Raw genomic sequence first — 18089 nt, 5'->3', positions numbered from 1 at the left:
GCACGTGCCGCACGGAGTGCGTGCTCGTTCTTCATCACGGGGCGCGGCGGTCCGTCCGCCGGGTTGGAAGGAGCACCAGCGATGCGCGAGGGGAACGCATGAGTGACACCGGTCAGATCCCGGGAGAGGGGCTGCCGGAGAACGCAGGCGGGCAGCAGCAGGAGGGGCAGCCGGGCGTCCCGGCCCCCGGCGCCTACCCCTTCGCCGACCCGGCCGGCGGTGCGGAGCCGCACGACGCCGTGCACGACCCCCACGGCGCGTCCGACCTCCAGGAGGACGAGGACCTGCTCCTGATGCCCTCCGCCCAGGGCGCCTGGACCGAGCAGCCGGCTCCCGGCACCGCCCGGCAACCACAGGCGCAGGCCCAGCCGATGCCGCAGCCCCAGCCCGGACAGCCGGGCCCCATGCCCGAGGCCGGCGGCTACGCGTACGCCTACGCCCCGCAGGCCCCCGCACAGGCGGCGGCCGGCCAGCAGCCCGTGCACGACGCCCAGTTGACGCAGCAGCCCGCGCCCTACCCGCAGGACGGCACCTACGCCGCGACCGACGCCTACGGCGCCGCCGGGTACGAGGGCGACAACGGCTACGCCGCACCCGGATTCGCCCCCCAGGAGGGCGCCGCCTACGCGCAGAACGGCACCCCGGGCGCGATGCCCGCCGCCGAACCGCAGCCCGGCGCGCAGCCCCCGGCCTCCCAGCCCGACGGCGCGCAGCCCCAGCCCGGCGCCGCCGCCCCGCAGCCGGACGCCGTACCGGCCGCGGCACCTGCACCTGCACAGCACGAGGCCGACGGGGACACGGCCGCCGGTGATGCCTCCGCCGTACGCGCGCCGCAGCAGCCGCGTCCCGCGCAGACCTCCACCCACAGCACTCCCAGTCATGGCACCCGCCGTCCCCTGCATCTCGGCCCGCCGGTGCCCGAGCAGTCCGGAACGGTACGGCCCCTGTCCGAGCGCCCCACCGCGCAGCAGGCCATGCCGCAGGCGGCCCCCGTCCAAGGCGCCCCGGCCGGGCGGTCGGGCGGCGTGGTGCAGCCCGCGGCGGCGCCCACGGACGGCGCACTGCCGGCGGAGCAGCCGCAGCAGCCTGGTGCTCAGCCGCAGCCCTCCCAGCCGGGCGACGCGCAGCCCCAGCAGGCAGCCGCCGCCCAGCAGGCCCCGGCTCCCGCCCCCGCGGGCGGAGAGCAGCCCGCCGAGCAGGCGTCTGCGGGTCCCGCTGTCATGGACCCGCAGAGCGCGGCGCAGCAGGCTCCGGAGCAGCAGGCCGCCCCGCAGCAGCAGAACACCGGCGCCTCCGAGCCGGCCGCGACGGAACAGCCCCTGCCGGAGCAGGCCGTCGCCGAGCAGACCGCGCAACAGGCCGTGGCGGACACGCCGGTGGACCGGACCGCGACGCAACAGCCGGTGGCGGACCAGGCCGTGGCGGAGCAGGCGGCGGCCGGACAGCAAGCCGCGACCGCGCAGAACGACACACCCCAGCAGGAGGAGGCGAGCGGGCAGGGCTCCCAGGCCGTTCTGACCGCCGAGGCAGCCCCTGGGGCCGCCGCGCCCGTCGCCGTCGAGGAACCACTGCCCGGGCCGCAGCTGGCCCAACTCCCGCCCGAGCAGCCCCAGCAGCATCCCGTGGCAGCGGAACAGCAGCCGCAGCCCGCCGCGGAAGGCACCGCGCAGGGCGTCGCCCAGCAGACCGCCCAGGGCGCCACGGCGGCGCCGGCGGAAGCCGCCACCACGGCAGAAACGGTCGCTCCCGCGGCACCGGCGCCCGGCGCACCGGAGGCGGACGGCGGCGTCCGGCCGCAGGAATCCACGTCCGGCGACCAGCCCGACGGCACCACCGGCACCACCGCACCGGCTCCCGGCCAGACGCCGGACGCCCAGGCGGGGGCACCCGCTGCGAGCGGCGCCGACGGCACCGACGCGGTGCCCGCGCCCCGGCAGGAGGCACAGCCCGGCACGCTGCCGACCGTCCCGGCGCAGGGCGGGGAGCAGCCGACGGCGTCCACGGCACCGCCCATAAACCCTGCGACGGACGACCAGAACAGCGCCGGGACGCAGGCCCCCGTCATCCCCGGCCAGGCCACGGCCCCCGCATCCCCCGACGCGGCCACAGCGCAGGCCTCCGCCGAGGGAGCGGCCCAGCCGGTCGCCGAGCCGGCCGGACCCGAGGCCGCCACGGCCGAGGCCGCCGCCCCCGAGGCCGCCGCCGAGCCGGCCACTGACGGAGCCGCAGGCGCGGAGACCCCCGCTGAGGGCAACCCTGCCGACGGGGCCGCCGCCGACGGGACTCCCGCCGACGGGACCGCCGCGGGGGCTGCGACGGCGGATGCCGCGGAGGCCGCCCCCGCCCAGCCGGAGCCCGTCGGTGACGCGCCCGCCGCCGAGGAGACCACCGACGCGGAACCCGGCACGGCCGGGACCGGCACCGCCGCCGACGCCGAGCAGACCGCACCGGCGGGGGCCGCACCGGCGGAGCCCGCCACCACTGAGCCCACCACCACCGCTGAGCCCGCCGACGCGGAAGCCACGGGTGCCGAAGCGGCGGACGCCGGAACGGTTGCCGCCGAGACCGTCGGTACCGAGCCGTCCGCGCCCGAAGCCGCGGACAGCGCCGAAGCCGTAGACGCCGAAGCCGCAGAAGCCGGAACCGCCACCGCCGAATCGGCCGGCGACGAGGCCGTCGCCGGCGCCGAAACCGGACCGGTGGAGTCCGCTGCCGAGGGGAGCACCGTGTCCGAGGCATCCGGCGCGGAGCCGGCAACGGCTGAGGCGCCCGCCGACGATGCCGCCGCGAGCACCGCCCAGCCCACCGAGGCCGGCGGCGCCGGTGAGACGGCCGGTACGGCGCCGTCCCCCGAGGCCGCAGGCGCCGAGGAAGGAGCGGAGGGAAGCAGCGTTCCGGACGAGGGCGCCGCCTCCGACGCCGGGAGCGGTGAGCCCGCCGACCCGACCGGGCCCGCCGCGGAGCAGGCCGCCGCCGAGACGGCCCCCGCGGAGGACGAGGCAGCCTCGACGGCGGACACCGGGACCCGTACGGACCAGGAGCAGGCCCCGGCGGCCGGCGCCGACGCCCCCGCGGGCGAGGCCCCCACCGCCGAGACCCCCGCAACCGACACGGCCACGGCTGACGCCGCAACCGAGGAGGCGGCAGCCCCGGAGCCGGCCACCACCGGGGCGGACGCCCCGGCCGAGGTCCCGGCCGACACGGAGGAGGCCACCGAACCGGCCGACGGCAACGCCCCCACCGACGGCGAGGCGACGGCAGCGGAACCGGCCACCGCACCGGCACCGGCCCCCGCAACCGCCGAGCACACCGGCCAGGAGGCAGGCGGCAACGCCCAGGGCGGCTCCGGACAGGAAACGGACAGCGACACCCGGCACGAGGACGGGCAGGGCGAGGGCGGCGACGCCCAGGAAGGCGCCCCCGGGAGTTCGGAGGAGCCGGTGGGCGAGCCCGCGCCGGGGTACGCGGCGGCCGAACGGGAGGCCGTGCACCGGCTGATGCGGGAGCGGCGGGACATCCGTAACGGCTTCCGTTCCGACCCGATCCCGCACGAGGTGCTGCTCCGGGTGCTGGAGGCGGCGCACACGGCGCCCAGCGTCGGGCACTCCCAGCCGTGGGACTTCGTGGTGATCCGCTCGGAGGAGACCCGGCGGGCCATGCATGAGATGGCCGAGCGGCAGCGGGACGCGTACGCGAAGTCGCTGCCCAAGGGCCGGGCGAAGCAGTTCAAGAAGATGAAGATCGAGGCGATCCTCGACACCCCGGTCAACATCGTGGTGACCGCGGACCGCACGCGCGGCGGCCGGCACACGCTGGGCCGCCAGACGCAGCCGCAGATGGCGCCGTACTCCGCCGCGCTGGCGGTGGAGAACCTGTGGCTGGCGGCGCGGGCCGAGGGGCTGGGCGTCGGCTGGGTCAGCTTCTTCGACGAGCGGGAGCTGGTGCGGGCGCTGGAGCTGCCCGAGCATCTGGAGGTCGTGGCGTACCTGTGCGTCGGGTACGTGGACGAGTTTCCTGACGAGCCGGAGCTGATGCAGGCGGGCTGGTCGAAGCGGCGTCCCCTCTCGTGGGTCGTGCACGACGAGTCGTACGGGCGCCGTGCGCTGCCGGGCGCGGAGCCCACCGGCATGCTCGCCGAGACGCTGGGCACCATCCGACCGCTGGACGCCAAGGCGCTCGGCGAGGCGTGGGAGCGGCAGAAGCGGATGACGAAACCGTCCGGTGCGCTCGGCATGCTGGAGATCATCTCCGCGCAGCTGTGCGGGCTCTCCCGCAAGTGCCCGCCGCCGATCCCGGAGCCGGCCGCCGTGGCGGTCTTCGCGGGGGACCACGGGGTGCACGCGCAGGGGGTTACGCCGTGGCCGCAGGAGGTCACCGCCCAGATGGTGGGGAACTTCCTGGGCGGCGGCGCGGTCTGCAACGCGTTCGCCAACCAGGTGGGCGCCGAGGTGTGCGTGGTGGACGTCGGGGTCGCCGCGGAGCTTCCCGCGCAGCCCGGTCTGCTGCCCCGCAAGATCCGTCCGGGCACCGCAGACATGACGGCGGGCCCGGCGCTCACCCGCGAAGAGGTCGAGCGGGCCGTGGAGGTCGGCATCGAGACCGCCCGCGATCTGGTGGCGGCCGGCAACAAGGCGCTGCTCACCGGGGAGATGGGGATCGCCAACACCACGGCGTCCGCCGCGCTGATCGCCGCCTGCACCGGTGTGGACGCCGCGGAGGTGACCGGGCGGGGCACCGGCATCAACGACGAGACGCACGCCCGCAAGATCGAGGTGGTCCGCCGGGCGCTGGAGCTGCACCAGCCGGACGCGGCCGACCCGTTCGGCATGCTGGCGGCGTTCGGCGGGCTGGAGCACGCGGCGATGGTCGGGCTGATCCTCGGTGCGGCGTCGCTGCGTACGCCGGTCATCCTCGACGGGGTGAGTGCCGGGGCCGCCGCCCTGGTGGCCCGCGCGGTGGCGCCCGAGGCGCTCGCCGCGTGCATCGCGGGCCACCGCAGTGCGGAGCCGGGCCATGTCGCCGCGCTCACGAAGCTGGGGCTGCGCCCGCTGGTGGATCTCGACCTGCGGCTGGGCGAGGGCACGGGTGCGCTGCTCGCGCTGCCCATGGTGCAGAGCGCCGCCCGCGCCATGCACGAGGTCGCCACGTTCGACGCCGCGGGCGTCACCGAGAAGGGCTGAGCGGCCCGTACATCTCGGGGCGATCGCGCGACCTGGGGGCAGGCGCTCACCGGCATGGGGAGCGCCTGCCCTTCCGTATCGCGGGCCCTGCGTGACCTGCGGAACAGCCCGTACGGTCGCCCCCCGCCTAAGCTGTCCCCACCGTTCCCCGTCCCCACCGTCCCCGGCCGCTCCACCGCCGCAGCGGCGTCGTCGCCGGCTGTGCCGCGAGCCGGTTCCACCCCGAGAAGGATGCCGTCCCCGATGCCGGAAACCTCCGCCACCCCCGCCTACCCCGTAGGACTCCGCCTGGCCGGGCGCCGCGTCGTGCTGGTGGGCGGTGGCACCGTCGCACAGCGCCGGCTGCCCGCGCTGCTGGCGGCCGGCGCCGAGGTCACCCTGGTCGCGCCCCGGGTCACGCCGTCCGTGGAGGCGATGGCGGCCGGCGGTGAGATCACCTGGGAGCGCCGGGTCTGGCGGGAGGGCGATCTGGCGGACGCCTGGTACGCCATCGCGGCCACCGACGACCCCGCCGTCAACGCGGCGGTCACCGCCGAGGCGGAGGCCCGCCGGGTGTGGTGCGTACGGGCGGACGACGCGGACGAGGGCACCGCCTGGACCCCGGCGACCGGCCGCAGCGACGGCATCACGGTCGCCGTCCTCACCAGCGGGGTGCACGGGGCGGCCGGGCGCGACCCGCGCCGCGCGGCGGCGATACGTGACGCCATCGTCGCGCGGCTCGGCGACGGCTCTCTGGCGGCCGGCGCGCACGGGCCCCGCAGGGCGGGCGTCGCGCTCGTCGGCGGGGGGCCGGGCGACCCGGATCTGATCACCGTGCGCGGGCGGCGGCTGCTGGCGCAGGCGGACGTGGTCGTCGCCGACCGGCTCGGCCCGCGCGATCTGCTGGCCGAACTCCCGCCGCACGTCGAGGTCATCGATGCGGCGAAGATCCCCTACGGCCGGGCGATGGCGCAGGAGGCCATCAACGCGGTGCTGGTCGAGCACGCCAAGGCCGGCAGGTCCGTGGTGCGGCTCAAGGGCGGTGACCCGTTCGTCTTCGGGCGGGGCATGGAGGAGGCCCAGCAGCTGGCGGCCGAGGGCATCGAGGTCACGGTGGTGCCGGGCATCTCCAGCTCCATCAGCGTGCCGGGCTCGGCCGGCATCCCCGTCACGCACCGGGGTGTGGCCCACGAGTTCACGGTGGTCAGCGGCCATGTGGCCCCCGACGATCCGCGGTCGCTGGTGGACTGGCCCGCCCTGGCCCGGCTGCGCGGCACCCTGGTGCTGCTGATGGCCGTGGAGAACCTGGGCGCCATCGCGGCGACCCTGCGCGCGCACGGCCGCCCCGACGACACCCCGGTCGCCGTCGTACAGGAGGGCACCATGGCCACCGAGCGCCGGGTGGACGCCACGCTGGCCACTGTCGCGGACCGGGCCGCGGCCGAGGGGGTGCGCCCGCCCGCCGTGGTGGTGATCGGCGACGTGGTGGCCGTCAACCCCCGGCAGGACGACGCGGAGTGACGCTCCGGTCCCCGAGCGCTCCGGCCCCTACGCGTCGGTAGCAACGCATTGGCACTTCGAGCACGACAAGGCAGTATCGGCCCGTGGCTACCCCATCCTCTGCATCCGCCCCGCCCCCGTCCGGAAGGCCGCGCACGGCACCGGCCGGCGGGATCGTCACCGTCGACGACCCCGACGACCCGCGGCTGAGCGACTACACGGGCCTGACCGACGTCGAACTGCGCCGCAGGCGTGAGCCCGCCGAAGGACTGTTCATCGCCGAGGGCGAGAAGGTCATCCGCCGGGCCCGGCAGGCCGGGTACGAGATGCGCTCGATGCTGCTGTCCGCCAAGTGGCTGGATGTGATGCGCGACGTGATCGACGAGGTGCCCGCACCCGTCTACGCCGTCAGCCCGGAGCTGGCCGAGCGCGTCACCGGCTACCACGTCCACCGCGGCGCCCTCGCCTCCATGCAGCGCAAACCCCTGCCCGACGCCGCGGAACTGCTGGCCGCCGCACGCCGGGTGGCGATCATGGAGGCGGTCAACGACCACACCAACATCGGCGCCATCTTCCGCAGCGCCGCGGCCCTGGGCATGGACGCCGTCCTGCTGTCACCCGACTGTGCCGACCCCCTCTACCGCCGCTCGGTGAAGGTCTCGATGGGGGCGGTCTTCGCCGTTCCCTACGCCCGTCTGCCCGACTGGCCGCGCGGGCTGGAGACGGTGCGGGACGCGGGCTTCCAACTGCTCGCGCTCACCCCCGACGAGAAGGCCGTGCCCCTCGACACCGTGCCCACCGGCGGCGAGCGGCGCACCGCCCTGATGCTCGGCGCGGAGGGTGACGGGCTGACCGCCCGCGCCCTGCGCGCCGCCGACGAGTGGGTCCGCATCCCGATGGCCCACGGGGTCGACTCGCTCAACGTCGGCGCGGCAGCAGCCGTCGCGTTCTACGCGGTGACCCGCTGACCCGACGCACCATCCCGCGGTCCGCCGCGCAGGCCCCCCGCGCGCCGCGGCGGCCCGGTGGCCGCCTCGCGGGCGCTCCACGGGAGAGGACGGGCCCCGGACGGTCCCGGCGCACTCCGCTCCGGGCGCACCGACGGGCCGCCCCCAGCGGCCCCGGGCCGCAGCGAGCGGCCGGGACTCAGCCGTCGTAGGAGGAGGAGTGCACCGGCACGCGTTCCGTCATCCGGCCGAGGCCGCGGGAGGGCCCCTCGCAGCCCTGGGCAGCGGCGATGCCGAGCGCCACCAGCAGTGTCACCGTCACGAACACGATCAGCCGCTGCCGCAGCAGCCGCCGTTTGCGGGCCGCCGGGCTGAGCCCCGCCCGTGGCCGGCCGCCCTCACCGCGCGCCGGGCGCGGGGGACCGGAACGGCCCGCTGCGGGCCGCCCGCTCCCGGACCGTTCACCGCCGCGGGGCTGGGGCGGCCCGGCGGTGCGCCGGGCGGCGCGTTCGGCACTCGGACGCGAGCCGTTCCCGGAGGCGTACCCGCTCTCCCGTACGTCACGGCCCTCCCGTCCCTCTCTCGGTACCCGGGAAGGGCGCGGCGTGCGGCCCGAGTGCGGCGGCGCCGAGCGGGGCGTACGCGGCGTCGAGGCGCGGGGCGCGCTCGCCGCGCCCTCCCGCTCGCGTCCCGTACCGTCCGGCTGGGTGCGCTGCTGTGCGTGGTCACGGGCCCGGCGCTGCCCTGAGAGCGGTTCGCGACGGCTGCCGGCCGCAGGGCGCGGGCCGGCACCGGAGCGCTCTCCCGTCCGGCCCCCCGCAGGACCCCGGCCCCGGCCGAGCGTGACCGCGCCCTCGCCGCCGTCCGGAAGGCCCCGCGCCTCGCGCGCCGCGATCTCCTTGAGCCGCAGGGACAGCTGGAGCGTGCTGGGCCGGTCCTCCGGGGACTTGACCAGGCAGGCACGGATGAGCGGTGCCAGCGCCGCGTGCACGGTGTCGAGCTGCGGCTCCTCGTGCACCACCCGGTAGAGCATCACATCCGAACTCCCCTGCCCGAAGGGGGAGTCGGCAGTCGCGGCGTACGCCAGCGTGGCGCCCAGCGCGAACACGTCCGTGGCGGGGGTGACCGCCGCACCCCGCACCTGCTCGGGCGCCAGATAGCCGGGCGAGCCGACGGCGGTGCCCACGTGGGTGAGGGTGCTCGCGCCGGTCGCCCACGCGATGCCGAAGTCGATGATGCGCGGCCCTTTGGGCGACAGCAGGATGTTCGACGGTTTCAGGTCACGGTGCACGACCCCCGCCTCGTGCACGGCCACCAGGCCCTCGGCGAGGGCCGCGCCGATCGAGGCGACCTGAGCGGCGGGCAGCGGCCCCTCCTCGTTCACCTTGTCGTGCAGCGAGGGTCCGGGCACGTACTGCGTGGCGAACCAGGGCCGGTCCGCCTCCAGATCGGCGGCGACCAGCCGCGCGGTGCAGCCGCCCCGGATCCGCCGCGCGGCCGACACCTCGCGGGCGAAACGGGAGCGGAACTCCTGGTCCTCGGCGAGATCCGGCCGGATCACCTTGAGGGCCACCCGCTGTCCGCGCCGGTCGGAACCGAGGTAGACCACTCCCATGCCCCCGGCGCCCAGGCGGCGGTGGAGCCTGAACGAGCCGACGACTCGCGGGTCCTCGCGTCGGAGCCGCATCATCGCCATGTCCGTTCCCTACCTCCGGTGTCCGGTGGGTGAGTGCCCCACCTCCGGCGCCCGGCGGGGACTGCCCCACCCGCTGACCGGTCCGTCTGACGACCACAGCTTACGGACTGCCGCCACGAGCCGACGATAGGCCGCGCACGCCGCGCCAGACGGAATGTCAGCGCACTCGAGACGACGGGAAATCGGCACAACGCGCCGGGCCCACGCACCCGCGCGCCCCCTGTTGCCGCCCCCAAGGCTCCTGTCACCGGCGGGGATTGACGGGGCGACGGACGGCGACCCGTACCGGGCCCCGGCCCCCGACCGCACCGTCCGGCAGCCGGACGGCACCGCCCGTCCTCGCCCGCGACGCCGTCCGGCAACGGGGCGCGCGCCCCGGCGGAGTGAGCGAACTCACCCGGAGCGGACCGTTCCGGTGCCCCCTGGGGGAAGACCCGGGGAAAGCCGGACGGACGTCCACCCTGGGGAGTAGTCCGCGCTGTCCCACGTCATCCTGCGGGAGGCCCCCGAGTCGGTACGCGCGCATGACGCAGCCCGGCACGCCCGTGCCTAATGTTGTGGTCAAGCGGCGGACGCAGCACTCGTCCCCCGAGGTCAGACGTCCGCCGCCCCACACGACGACAGGAGCGGATCATGGCGGACACCGCCGGGCGTTCGACGCCCAGAGGGAAGGGAAAGCTGGCGGCTCTCGCCGCCCTCGGCACCCGTCCCGGCGGGCAGCGCCATCCGCTGGTGGCAGTCGCCATGGTGCTGCCGCTCGCCGCCCTCCTCGGCCTGGTCTCGGGCTGGGGCAGGACGGTGCTGGTACAGGCGTCGTCCGTTGCCGGAATGCTGGGGTCCTGAGCGGCCCCGGGCCCGGTGGAGCGGACCGGGTCGGGGACTTCCGGTGGTTACAGCCCCGTGGGGACGGGGGTGCGGCGGACGGCAACGAGGCCCGGGCAGCTGGGGAGCTGCCCGGGCCTCAGCGCGTGCCGGGGCACCGCCACCGCCACCACCCGCCCTGGGCACGGCCCCGTACGCTGCCTCCTCGTGACCCCCTCCCGCTCCTCAGCCGCCTCCCCGCCCGCCCTCCGCCGTGCGCTGGCGAACCTCGCGGGCGGGGCGGGCGCCCCCGGCGAGCTGCTGGCCGACCGGCCCGACGGGACCGTCGTACGCGTGGGGGACAAGGTGGCCAAGGCGCACGCGCCGGACACCGACGTGCCCGCCCTCGCCGTCCGCCTGCACCTGGCCTCCTCCGTCGTCTGCCGGGGCATCCTGCTGCCGCCGCTGCCAGGCCCGTGCCCCGCCCCGCTGCCCGGCGGCCGGGTCGCCAGCCTGTGGCCGCACGGCCGTCCCGTGGACCCGCACGACGCGGCCCAAGCCCCCTGGGAGGCGGCCGGCACCCTGCTGGCCCGGCTCCACGAACTGCCCCTGTCCCACCAACTCCCCGGCCCCCTCCCGGTGATGCGCGGCCCGGCCAAGGCGGCCCGGGCGGTGGCCCGGATGCGCGGGGCTCCGCACACCGCCCACCGGGCAGCCGCCCGCACGGTCGAACGCGCCTGGGCGACCCTGCCGGCCTGGTGCCGCGACGAGGAGCCGGCGCCGTACACCGGCACGCTGTGTCACGGCGACTTCCACCTGGGCCAGCTCGTCCGTCACCCCGCGCCGGCCGGCCCCTGGCACCTGATAGACGTCGACGACCTGGGGCTGGGGGACCCGGCCTGGGACCTGGCGCGGCCCGCCTGCTGGTACGCCGCCGGCCTGCTGGAGCCGGCCGCCTGGGCACGCTTCCTCGGCGCCTACGCGTCCAGCCGCCGCGCGGCCGGTACCACCACCGGCCTGGCCGCGGCCGACCCGTGGCCGCACCTGGACGCCGCCGCACGGGCGTTGACGGTGCAGAGCGCGGCGCTCGGCGTCGCAAAGGCAACCGCCGGGAACCGGGGCCTCGACGACGCGGAGGAGGCGGTCGTGGCCGCCTGCGCCCGCATCGCCGGCCTCCATGACCGCACCGAACAGCCCTTCGTACAGGGGCCGTAGGGTGGATGCGCCCGGCACGGACGGGCCGGCACCCGTCGCCGGCCCGCGACGGCCCCGGGCACCGGAAGAGAGGAAGCAGACAGATGGTGTGTCCGAAGTGCGGCGCCCCCATGCGCACGTACAACCGCAACGGTGTGCAGATAGAGCAGTGCGACAACTGCCGGGGAATCTTCCTCGACTACGGGGAACTGGAGGCCCTCACGAGGCTGGAGGCCCAGTGGGCGCAGTCCGCACCCCCGCCGCCCCCCGGCCCGCAGGCGTACCCGTCCGGTCCCGCCTGGGGCGCCCCGCACCACGGTGCGCACGGCCACTACGGGCACCATGGACACCACGGGCACCGCGGCGGCTTCGGGCGGATGCTCTTCTCCTCCTGAACCCCGCACCGGCCGGCATACGCCGAGGGCCCCGGCCGGTGCGGCCGGGGCCCTCGAAGGATGGTGGACGATACTGGGATTGAACCAGTGACCTCTTCCGTGTCAGGGAAGCGCTCTCCCGCTGAGCTAATCGTCCGTGCGCGGTACTGGGATTGAACCAGTGACCTCTTCCGTGTCAGGGAAGCGCTCTCCCGCTGAGCTAACCGCGCGCAAGGCCCTTGCGGACCAGGGTCCGGTGGGACCCGGTGGACGATACTGGGATTGAACCAGTGACCTCTTCCGTGTCAGGGAAGCGCTCTCCCGCTGAGCTAATCGTCCTTGGAGGTGGAGACGGGATTTGAACCCGTGTAGACGGCTTTGCAGGCCGTTGCCTCGCCTCTCGGCCACTCCACCGAGTGCGGGGGCCGGGAGCCCCCACGTCGAGCGGACGACGAGATTCGAACTCGCGACCCTCACCTTGGCAAGGTGATGCTCTACCAACTGAGCCACGTCCGCAGGTGCCCTTTCCGGGTGACAGCCCGGGGGGTACCTCGCCTCCGGAGCGCTTGCGCGCCGCGGCGACGTGTTGAACTTTAGCGGATTCCCGGGCCAGCTCAAATTCCGTTTCCGCAGCGTGGCCGCTCAGCGGCCTCCATAGACTCGCACCCGTGTCCGATCTGACCCCCCTCGCCCGCTTGGGCGGGCTCCTCGCCACCGATCTCCGTGACGTCACCAGCGACCCCGAGGCCCTCGACTCCTCGGGCTGGTGGGCCGTCGTCGCCGACTACGAGGGAGGGCTGCGCTGCGCCCGCTTCGGCGACGTCCGCCCCGCACCGCCGCCGGCCCCGGTCCCCGGCCGCTGGCGCGGGCCGGCCCCGGACAGCTGGGCCGGTTCCCTGGACCGGGCCGCCTACATGGAGGGGGTACGGCGCATCCGGGCGGCCATCGCCGCCGGTGACGTCTACCAGGTCAACCTCTGCCGCGTCCTGTCCGCGCCGCTGCCCGACCCGGCGGCGGCCGACATCGACCAGCTCACCGCCCGGCTCGCCCAGGACGGGCCCGCGGCCTACGCCGGCACGGTGCGGCTGCCCGCGCACGGCATGGAGATAGCCACCGCCTCGCCCGAGCTCTATCTGCGCCGCGACGGCCGCACCGTCGAGTCCGGCCCGATCAAAGGCACCGGCCGGACCGCGGCCGACCTGGGGGCCAAGGAGCGGGCCGAGAACGTGATGATCACGGATCTGGTCCGCAACGACCTGGGCCGCGTCTGCGAACCCGGCTCCGTCACCGTGCCCGCACTCTGCGCCGCCGAGCCGTACCGCGGCCTCGTCCACCTCGTCTCCACGGTCCGCGGCGAACTGCCCGCGGGCGCCGAGGACGGCTGGGCGCGGCTGCTGGAGCACACCTTCCCGCCCGGCTCGATAACCGGCGCCCCCAAATCGAGCGCCCTGCGGCTGATAGCGGAGCTGGAGACCTCGCCGCGCGGCCCGTACACCGGAGCCGTCGGCTGGGTGGACGCGGACCGGGGCGTGGGGGAGCTGGCCGTGGGCATCCGCACCTTCTGGATCGAACGCGACCACCCCGCGCCCCTGCTGCGGTTCGGGGCGGGCGCCGGGATCATCTGGGACTCCGACCCGGAGCAGGAGTGGCGCGAGACCGAACTGAAGGCCGCCCGGCTGCTCGCGGTAGCGTCGGGGGAGTACGAGAACGACGAGACCGCGACACGGGAAGCGCACACCCCCCCGGTGACGCAGCGGCCCCAGAGGCTCCCTGAGGTGAAGCAACAGTGAAGATCTGGCTCGACGGCGGACTACGGGACGCACACGGCGCGAACGTCTCCGTGCTCGACCACGGGCTCACGGTCGGTGACGGCGTCTTCGAGACCGTCAAGACCACCGAGGGCACCCCCTTCGCCCTCACCCGGCACCTGCGCCGGCTGGCCGCCTCGGCCCGGGGCCTCGGCCTGCCCGAGCCCGACCTGGACGAGGTACGTCGGGCCTGCGAAGCCGTCGTCGCGGCCAACCCGATGCCCTACGGCCGGCTGCGGATCACCTACACCGGGGGGCTGTCCCCGCTCGGCTCCGACCGCGGTGACGCGAAGCCCACCCTCGTCGTGGCACTCGGCGAGGCCACCCGCAGGCCCGACGTCACCTCCGTCGTCACCGTGCCGTGGACCCGCAACGAACGCGGCGCGGTCACCGGGCTGAAGACCACCTCGTACGCCGAGAACGTCGTCGCCCTCGCCCGGGCCCGGCAACAGGCCGCCAGCGAGGCGCTGTTCCCCAACACGCACGGCATGCTGTGCGAGGGCACCGGCTCCAACGTCTTCGTCGTCCTCGACGGTGAGCTGCACACCCCGCCGCTGGCCTCGGGCTGCCTGGCCGGCATCACCCGTGCCCTCGTCCTGGAATGGACGGACGCGCGGGAGACCGAGCTGCCCATGGACGTGCTGGAGCGGGCCGAGGAGGTCTTCGTGACCTCCAGCCTGCGCGACGTCCAGGCCGTCTCCCGTATCGACGGCCGCGCCCTGCCCGGCACGCCCGGCCCCGTGACCACCAAGGCGATGCGCGTCTTCGAGGAGCGGTCGGCCGCCGACATCGACCCGTAACCCGGTGGCCGCAGCCGTCACCGGAGGGGTAGAACCTCAACCGTGACGACGACTTTGCGCCCCACCGGACCCGAGCACCGCACCGCCGACGGCCGGCGCTCCCGCACCTACGAGATCTGCGTCAACTCCCGCCCGGTCGGCGGCCTCGACCTGGCCGGGCCTCCCGAGGGCGGCCCCGCCTCCGGGCGGATCGCCGGGCTGACCGTCGAGCCCGGCGAACGCCGCCGGGGGAGGGGGACGGTGGCGGCGCTCGCCGCCGAGGAGGTACTGCGCGACTGGGGCGCCGTGTACGTGGAGACGAGCGTCCCGGTGACGGGCGAGGAGGACGCGGCGGGCACCGGCCTGCTGGCGTCCCTCGGCTACACCGAACGCAGCCGGCACATGGTCAAGGACGTGGACGCACCGCCGTCCCTGCCGCCCGGCAGTGTGCCCCGGCCGCTGACGGCGGACGAGTTCGAGCAGTGGTGGGACAAGAGCGCGGCCACCTTCATCGACGGCATGACCGCCCGCGGTGCCACCCCCCAGGAGGCGGCGGTCAGGTCCGAAGCCGCCAGACGGATCCACCTGCCGGACGGCGCCGCGACCCGGACGGCCGCACTGCGGGTCCTGACCCGTGACGGCGTGGACGTCGGCGCGATATGGCTGGCCTTCGCCGGGCTGCCCCGCGACGACGTGGACGCCTGGGTCTTCGACGTCCACGTGGAGGCCGAGCGGCGCGGCGAGGGCCACGGCCGCACCCTGATGCTGGCGGCCGAGCAGGTGTGCGCAGAGCGCGGCGCCCGGCTCCTCGGCCTCAACGTGTTCTCCGACAACACCCCGGCTCTGCGGCTCTACACCTCGCTGGGCTACCGCCTGGTGGAGCTGTGCTACGCCAAGCGGCTCGTATGACGGAGAGCGACGGCCGGGCCATCCGCCAGAGGTGCGGTGGCGGCGCGAGCGGAAGCCGTGAGGCAGCCGTCCGGCCCGCTCAGCGCCCCAGCAGCCGGTCGGCGATCTCCTCGATCCGCTCGCGCAGCCCCTCCTGGCTCTTGCCGCCGTCCAGCCGCTGACCGTCGATGACGTACGTGGGCGTCCCCGTCACCCCGATCGCCTTGCCCTCGGCCTGGTCGGCGTCCACCACCAGCAGATGCCGGCCGTCGATCAGCGCCGTCTCCAACTCGTCGGCGTCCAGGCCCAGTTCCCGGGCGACCTCCACCAGCAGCTCCTCGCCGCGCTCGCCCAGCTCGGCGGTGCGCCCCAGCACGGCCCGGGCATACGGTGCGCCCTTGCCCTGCGCGTAGGCCTCCTCGAACGCCTGGGCGGCGGCGTAGGCGTGCTTGTGCTTCTCCAGCGGGAAGTGCCGCAGCCGGATCTCCAGCGCGTCGCCGTACCGCTCGTGCAGCGCCCTCAGGTCGCCCTGGGCCCGGTGGCAGTCGGGGCACTGGAGCTCGCACCACACGTCGAGGGTGACACGGGGGAGGGCGGTGCCGGAGTCGGTGGTGTTGTCCATGGCCCCCAGTCTCTCAGCCCCCGGGAGGGCTTCCGACCCGGAGATGACCCTGATCCGGGGTCCGGCCGTGGCCGCCGGCGCCCCCGCGGTGCCACGATGGAGACATGCTCACCACGACCGTCTGCGCCGCGCTCTCCGCCGCGGGCCTCGCCATCGCCTTCCTGACGGCCTGGCGCCGCCGCTTCGCCGCCGCGACGCGCATCGCCGCCGTCGCCCTGGTGCCGGTCGGCCTGGCGATGTCCGGGCTGGTCGGGCTCGGCGGCAAGATCGTCAGGGCGTTCGGCAGCTGGGCGGCCGACCTCGTCCTCAAGCCCAGCGTGTGGGGCGGATTCGCCGTTCTGGCCTGCGCGGTCGTCCTGTGGATCGCCGCCCGCCTCGCCTCGGGCAGGGGCGGCGGCAAGGAGGGCCGCGCCGCCGGTGGGCGGCAGCGGGGCAAGCGGCCCCACGCCAGTGAGCCGGCCGCCGGCACCCCGGCCCTCGGCTCCCCGGCGCCCGCCGCGTCCCGCCCGGCCGGCGCACCGGACGAGGTCTTCTCGGACATCGAGGCGATCCTCAAGAAGCACGGCATCTGACGACCGGGTGGCCGGGCCGCCCGGCCCGTCACCCGGGCGCCGCCATCGGCCGGGAAGCCGGCGCCGCCGCTCACGGCGGGCCGCTCACGGCAGAAAAAGGCGCCACTTCGCCAGCTCCGCGTCGTGCTCGCGGAGCGTGGCCACCGCCTGCTCCAGCGTGCGGCCCTCGGTCAGTTCGTAGAACAGGTACAGAACGGCGAACACCGCCGCATGCCCGAAGGGCTCGCTCTCCGGTGCCAGATAGGCGCTGCCGCCCGCGTCGAAGACCGCGTCGGCCAGCGCTCGGGTACCGGTGTCGCACCCGGTGGAGATGACGACGCTGCCCGGGAACCGCAGATGGGCGCGGATCTCGTCGGGGCCGGCCGATCCCAGGAACGGCTGGTTCCGGGCGACCTCCGGTATCAGCTCGTCCAGCAGGATGCCGCCGTCCGCACCGTGGCAGGAGAGCACCACGTAGGGCGCCGCCTGCCGCACGCCGCCCAGCGCGGCCACCAGGTGACGCGGCTGCCCGACGGGGAAGCGGTTGACGCGGACCCCGTAGGTCTCCAGTACGGACCGCAGTGCCTCCGTCTCGCCGCCCGCGAGGTCGACGAGGTCCACTTCGGTCCAGCTCAGCTCTCCCGAGACGACCGCGTCGATACGTGAGGGGCCGGGGTGCTGTCCAGTCGGCGGTGCGAAGTGCTCCATGGGCTTTAGCATGTCAGTGCCGTCAATGCCGGATGTTCCCGCTAACTCCACCAGAAAAGGGGCGTGTTGGAGCAGTCCGGACGAAGCTCTGCGACATGATCACGGCGAGATGGACACGACGCCGAACTCCACCGTAGAGCTCGACGAGCTGCCGCCCCCCGAGCGCAAAGGGTGCCTGTACGCGCTCTCCCAGCCCCCGCTGATGTTGTTCCTGACGGTGATCGCCGTGCTGCTGGCGGTCGCCGGGGTGCACGACCTGCTGCTGCTGTGACCGCCCCGCCGCGGCACCCGTGCGGTGCCTCTCCGTGCGCCTCGTCGGCACGGTGCGTGCCCGGCGTACCGCTGGGCGGGTGCCGTCGGGTCAGCCGTCCGCCGCCGACTCGCGCCGCCGGGCGCGGTAGGCGGCGACGTGGAGCCGGTTCCCGCAGGTGCGGCTGTCGCAGTAGCGGCGGGAGCGGTTGCGGGACAGGTCGACGAAGGCGCGTCGGCAGTCCGGTGCCGAGCAGCGCCGCAGCCGGTCGAGCTCGCCCGCGACCAGAACGAACGCCAGCGCCATCCCGCAGTCCGCCGCCAGGTGCTGGGCCACGGAGGCGCCCGGCGCGAAGTAGTGGACGTGCCAGTCGTACCCGTCGTGATCGGTCAGCTGCGGGGTGGTCCCGGCTCCCGCGACCAGGGTGTTGATCAGCTGCGCCGCGGTCCGTGCATCGGGAGCGGCGAACACCCGTGAGAACTGCTCCCGTACCGCGCGTACGGCCCGCAGATCGTCCTCCGTCAGGGCGCCGACACCGCTGACCTTGTTCCGTACGAGGTAGTCGCGCAGGTCCGCCACGGACACCAGCGTGTCGGGGGTGTCGCCGTCCGGCATGGTGTTCAGCAATTCGACCGCCTGGTCGAGTGCGCACCGGGTGTCGTGGTTGATCCGCACGGGCCGCTCCTGCAGGGTCTGTGCGCACGAAGCGTAGTCCCTCCACCCCGGGTGCCCGTGGCTGGGGCACCGGCGCCCTCGCCGCCCCGGTCGTGGGGCTCGGGAGCCGCAGCACCCGGTGGCGGAGCCTCTACGCA

15 protein-coding genes and 5 tRNA genes are annotated in these 18089 nt (G+C 75.5%); 11 read left to right on the top strand and 9 right to left on the bottom strand.

From position 1 onward, the window contains the following. The first annotated feature begins 98 nt into the window (after positions 1-98). The 3 genes from cobT to IO40_RS0104510 all read left to right on the top strand — a co-directional run bounded on the left by cobT (position 99) and on the right by IO40_RS0104510 (position 7627). A complete protein-coding gene (gene cobT, locus IO40_RS0104520) occupies positions 99-5180 on the top strand; it encodes a nicotinate-nucleotide--dimethylbenzimidazole phosphoribosyltransferase (protein ID WP_031174905.1) in 5082 nt (1693 codons plus the stop codon). A gap of 243 nt (positions 5181-5423) precedes the next feature. Next, the gene (cobA, locus tag IO40_RS0104515) at positions 5424-6680 is read left to right on the top strand and encodes a uroporphyrinogen-III C-methyltransferase (RefSeq protein WP_016467761.1); all 1257 of its coding nucleotides are present in this window, start codon (positions 5424-5426) and stop codon (positions 6678-6680) included. Positions 6681-6832: 152 nt separating this feature from the next. Next, entirely contained in the window at positions 6833-7627 is a 795-nt protein-coding gene (locus IO40_RS0104510) for a TrmH family RNA methyltransferase (protein ID WP_031025525.1), read from the top strand. A 178-nt stretch (positions 7628-7805) separates the two neighbouring features. Here IO40_RS0104510 and IO40_RS0104505 read toward each other — a convergent pair whose 3' ends face one another. Next, positions 7806-9302 (bottom strand): serine/threonine-protein kinase, encoded by a 1497-nt coding sequence (locus tag IO40_RS0104505; RefSeq protein WP_016467759.1) that lies wholly within the window; start codon positions 9300-9302, stop codon positions 7806-7808. 633 nt (positions 9303-9935) lie between these two features. Between IO40_RS0104505 and IO40_RS0104500 the strand changes: the two genes are divergently transcribed. The 3 genes from IO40_RS0104500 (at position 9936) to IO40_RS0104490 (ending at position 11692) form a co-directional block, all read left to right on the top strand. Next, the gene (locus tag IO40_RS0104500) at positions 9936-10145 is read left to right on the top strand and encodes a hypothetical protein (RefSeq protein ID WP_016467758.1); all 210 of its coding nucleotides are present in this window, start codon (positions 9936-9938) and stop codon (positions 10143-10145) included. Positions 10146-10331: 186 nt separating this feature from the next. After that, complete coding sequence (locus IO40_RS0104495) at positions 10332-11318, top strand: phosphotransferase family protein (protein WP_051173447.1); 987 nt, start codon at positions 10332-10334, stop codon at positions 11316-11318. 83 nt (positions 11319-11401) lie between these two features. Then, complete coding sequence (locus IO40_RS0104490; protein WP_016467756.1) at positions 11402-11692, top strand: TFIIB-type zinc ribbon-containing protein; 291 nt, start codon at positions 11402-11404, stop codon at positions 11690-11692. 61 nt (positions 11693-11753) lie between these two features. Here IO40_RS0104490 and IO40_RS0104485 read toward each other — a convergent pair. From IO40_RS0104485 to IO40_RS0104465, 5 genes are all read right to left on the bottom strand, one after another. Beyond that, positions 11754-11828, bottom strand: a tRNA-Val gene (locus tag IO40_RS0104485). A 1-nt stretch (position 11829) separates the two neighbouring features. Further along, positions 11830-11901, bottom strand: a tRNA-Val gene (locus IO40_RS0104480). 37 nt (positions 11902-11938) lie between these two features. Then, positions 11939-12010 (bottom strand) — tRNA-Val (locus tag IO40_RS0104475). 1 nt (position 12011) lies between these two features. Then, positions 12012-12085: transfer RNA gene (locus IO40_RS0104470), tRNA-Cys, on the bottom strand. A gap of 29 nt (positions 12086-12114) precedes the next feature. Continuing rightward, positions 12115-12187 (bottom strand) — tRNA-Gly (locus tag IO40_RS0104465). Positions 12188-12339: 152 nt separating this feature from the next. On the opposite strand from IO40_RS0104465, the gene IO40_RS0104460 reads away from it, so the two are divergent. Genes IO40_RS0104460 through IO40_RS0104450 form a run of 3 tightly spaced genes read left to right on the top strand, consistent with a single transcriptional unit; the run spans position 12340 to position 15167 of the window. Further along, complete coding sequence (locus IO40_RS0104460; RefSeq protein ID WP_016467755.1) at positions 12340-13461, top strand: chorismate-binding protein; 1122 nt, start codon at positions 12340-12342, stop codon at positions 13459-13461. Continuing rightward, the gene (locus IO40_RS0104455; protein ID WP_016467754.1) at positions 13458-14279 is read left to right on the top strand and encodes an aminotransferase class IV; all 822 of its coding nucleotides are present in this window, start codon (positions 13458-13460) and stop codon (positions 14277-14279) included. The genes IO40_RS0104460 and IO40_RS0104455 overlap by 4 nt, the downstream gene beginning before the upstream one ends. 42 nt (positions 14280-14321) lie before the next feature. Beyond that, positions 14322-15167 (top strand): GNAT family N-acetyltransferase, encoded by an 846-nt coding sequence (locus IO40_RS0104450; RefSeq protein ID WP_016467753.1) that lies wholly within the window; start codon positions 14322-14324, stop codon positions 15165-15167. Positions 15168-15246: 79 nt separating this feature from the next. Here IO40_RS0104450 and IO40_RS0104445 read toward each other — a convergent pair whose 3' ends face one another. Then, positions 15247-15768: a DsbA family protein gene (locus IO40_RS0104445; protein ID WP_016467752.1), complete on the bottom strand. Its 522-nt coding sequence runs from the start codon at positions 15766-15768 to the stop codon at positions 15247-15249. 104 nt (positions 15769-15872) lie between these two features. Between IO40_RS0104445 and IO40_RS0104440 the strand changes: the two genes are divergently transcribed. After that, on the top strand, positions 15873-16340 hold the full coding sequence (locus IO40_RS0104440; protein ID WP_031174903.1) for a hypothetical protein: 468 nt from the start codon (positions 15873-15875) through the stop codon (positions 16338-16340). Positions 16341-16424: 84 nt separating this feature from the next. Here IO40_RS0104440 and IO40_RS0104435 read toward each other — a convergent pair whose 3' ends face one another. Continuing rightward, positions 16425-17027: a hypothetical protein gene (locus IO40_RS0104435; protein WP_041968491.1), complete on the bottom strand. Its 603-nt coding sequence runs from the start codon at positions 17025-17027 to the stop codon at positions 16425-16427. A gap of 109 nt (positions 17028-17136) precedes the next feature. Here IO40_RS0104435 and IO40_RS37905 point away from each other — a divergent pair, with 109 nt between their 5' ends. Further along, positions 17137-17298 carry a hypothetical protein gene (locus IO40_RS37905; RefSeq protein WP_016467749.1) on the top strand — a complete coding sequence of 54 codons (162 nt, stop codon included), beginning with the start codon at positions 17137-17139 and terminating at the stop codon, positions 17296-17298. A 90-nt stretch (positions 17299-17388) separates the two neighbouring features. Here the strand turns inward: IO40_RS37905 and IO40_RS0104425 are convergent, their stop codons facing one another. Further along, positions 17389-17952 carry a CGNR zinc finger domain-containing protein gene (locus IO40_RS0104425; protein WP_016467748.1) on the bottom strand — a complete coding sequence of 188 codons (564 nt, stop codon included), beginning with the start codon at positions 17950-17952 and terminating at the stop codon, positions 17389-17391. Between the last annotated feature and the right edge of the window lie 137 nt (positions 17953-18089).

Source organism: Streptomyces albus subsp. albus (assembly GCF_000725885.1).
Classification (GTDB): Bacteria; Actinomycetota; Actinomycetes; order Streptomycetales; family Streptomycetaceae; genus Streptomyces; species Streptomyces albus.
The sequence above is the reverse complement of the archived record's forward strand: the minus strand, read 5'-3'. Positions and strand labels throughout refer to the sequence as shown.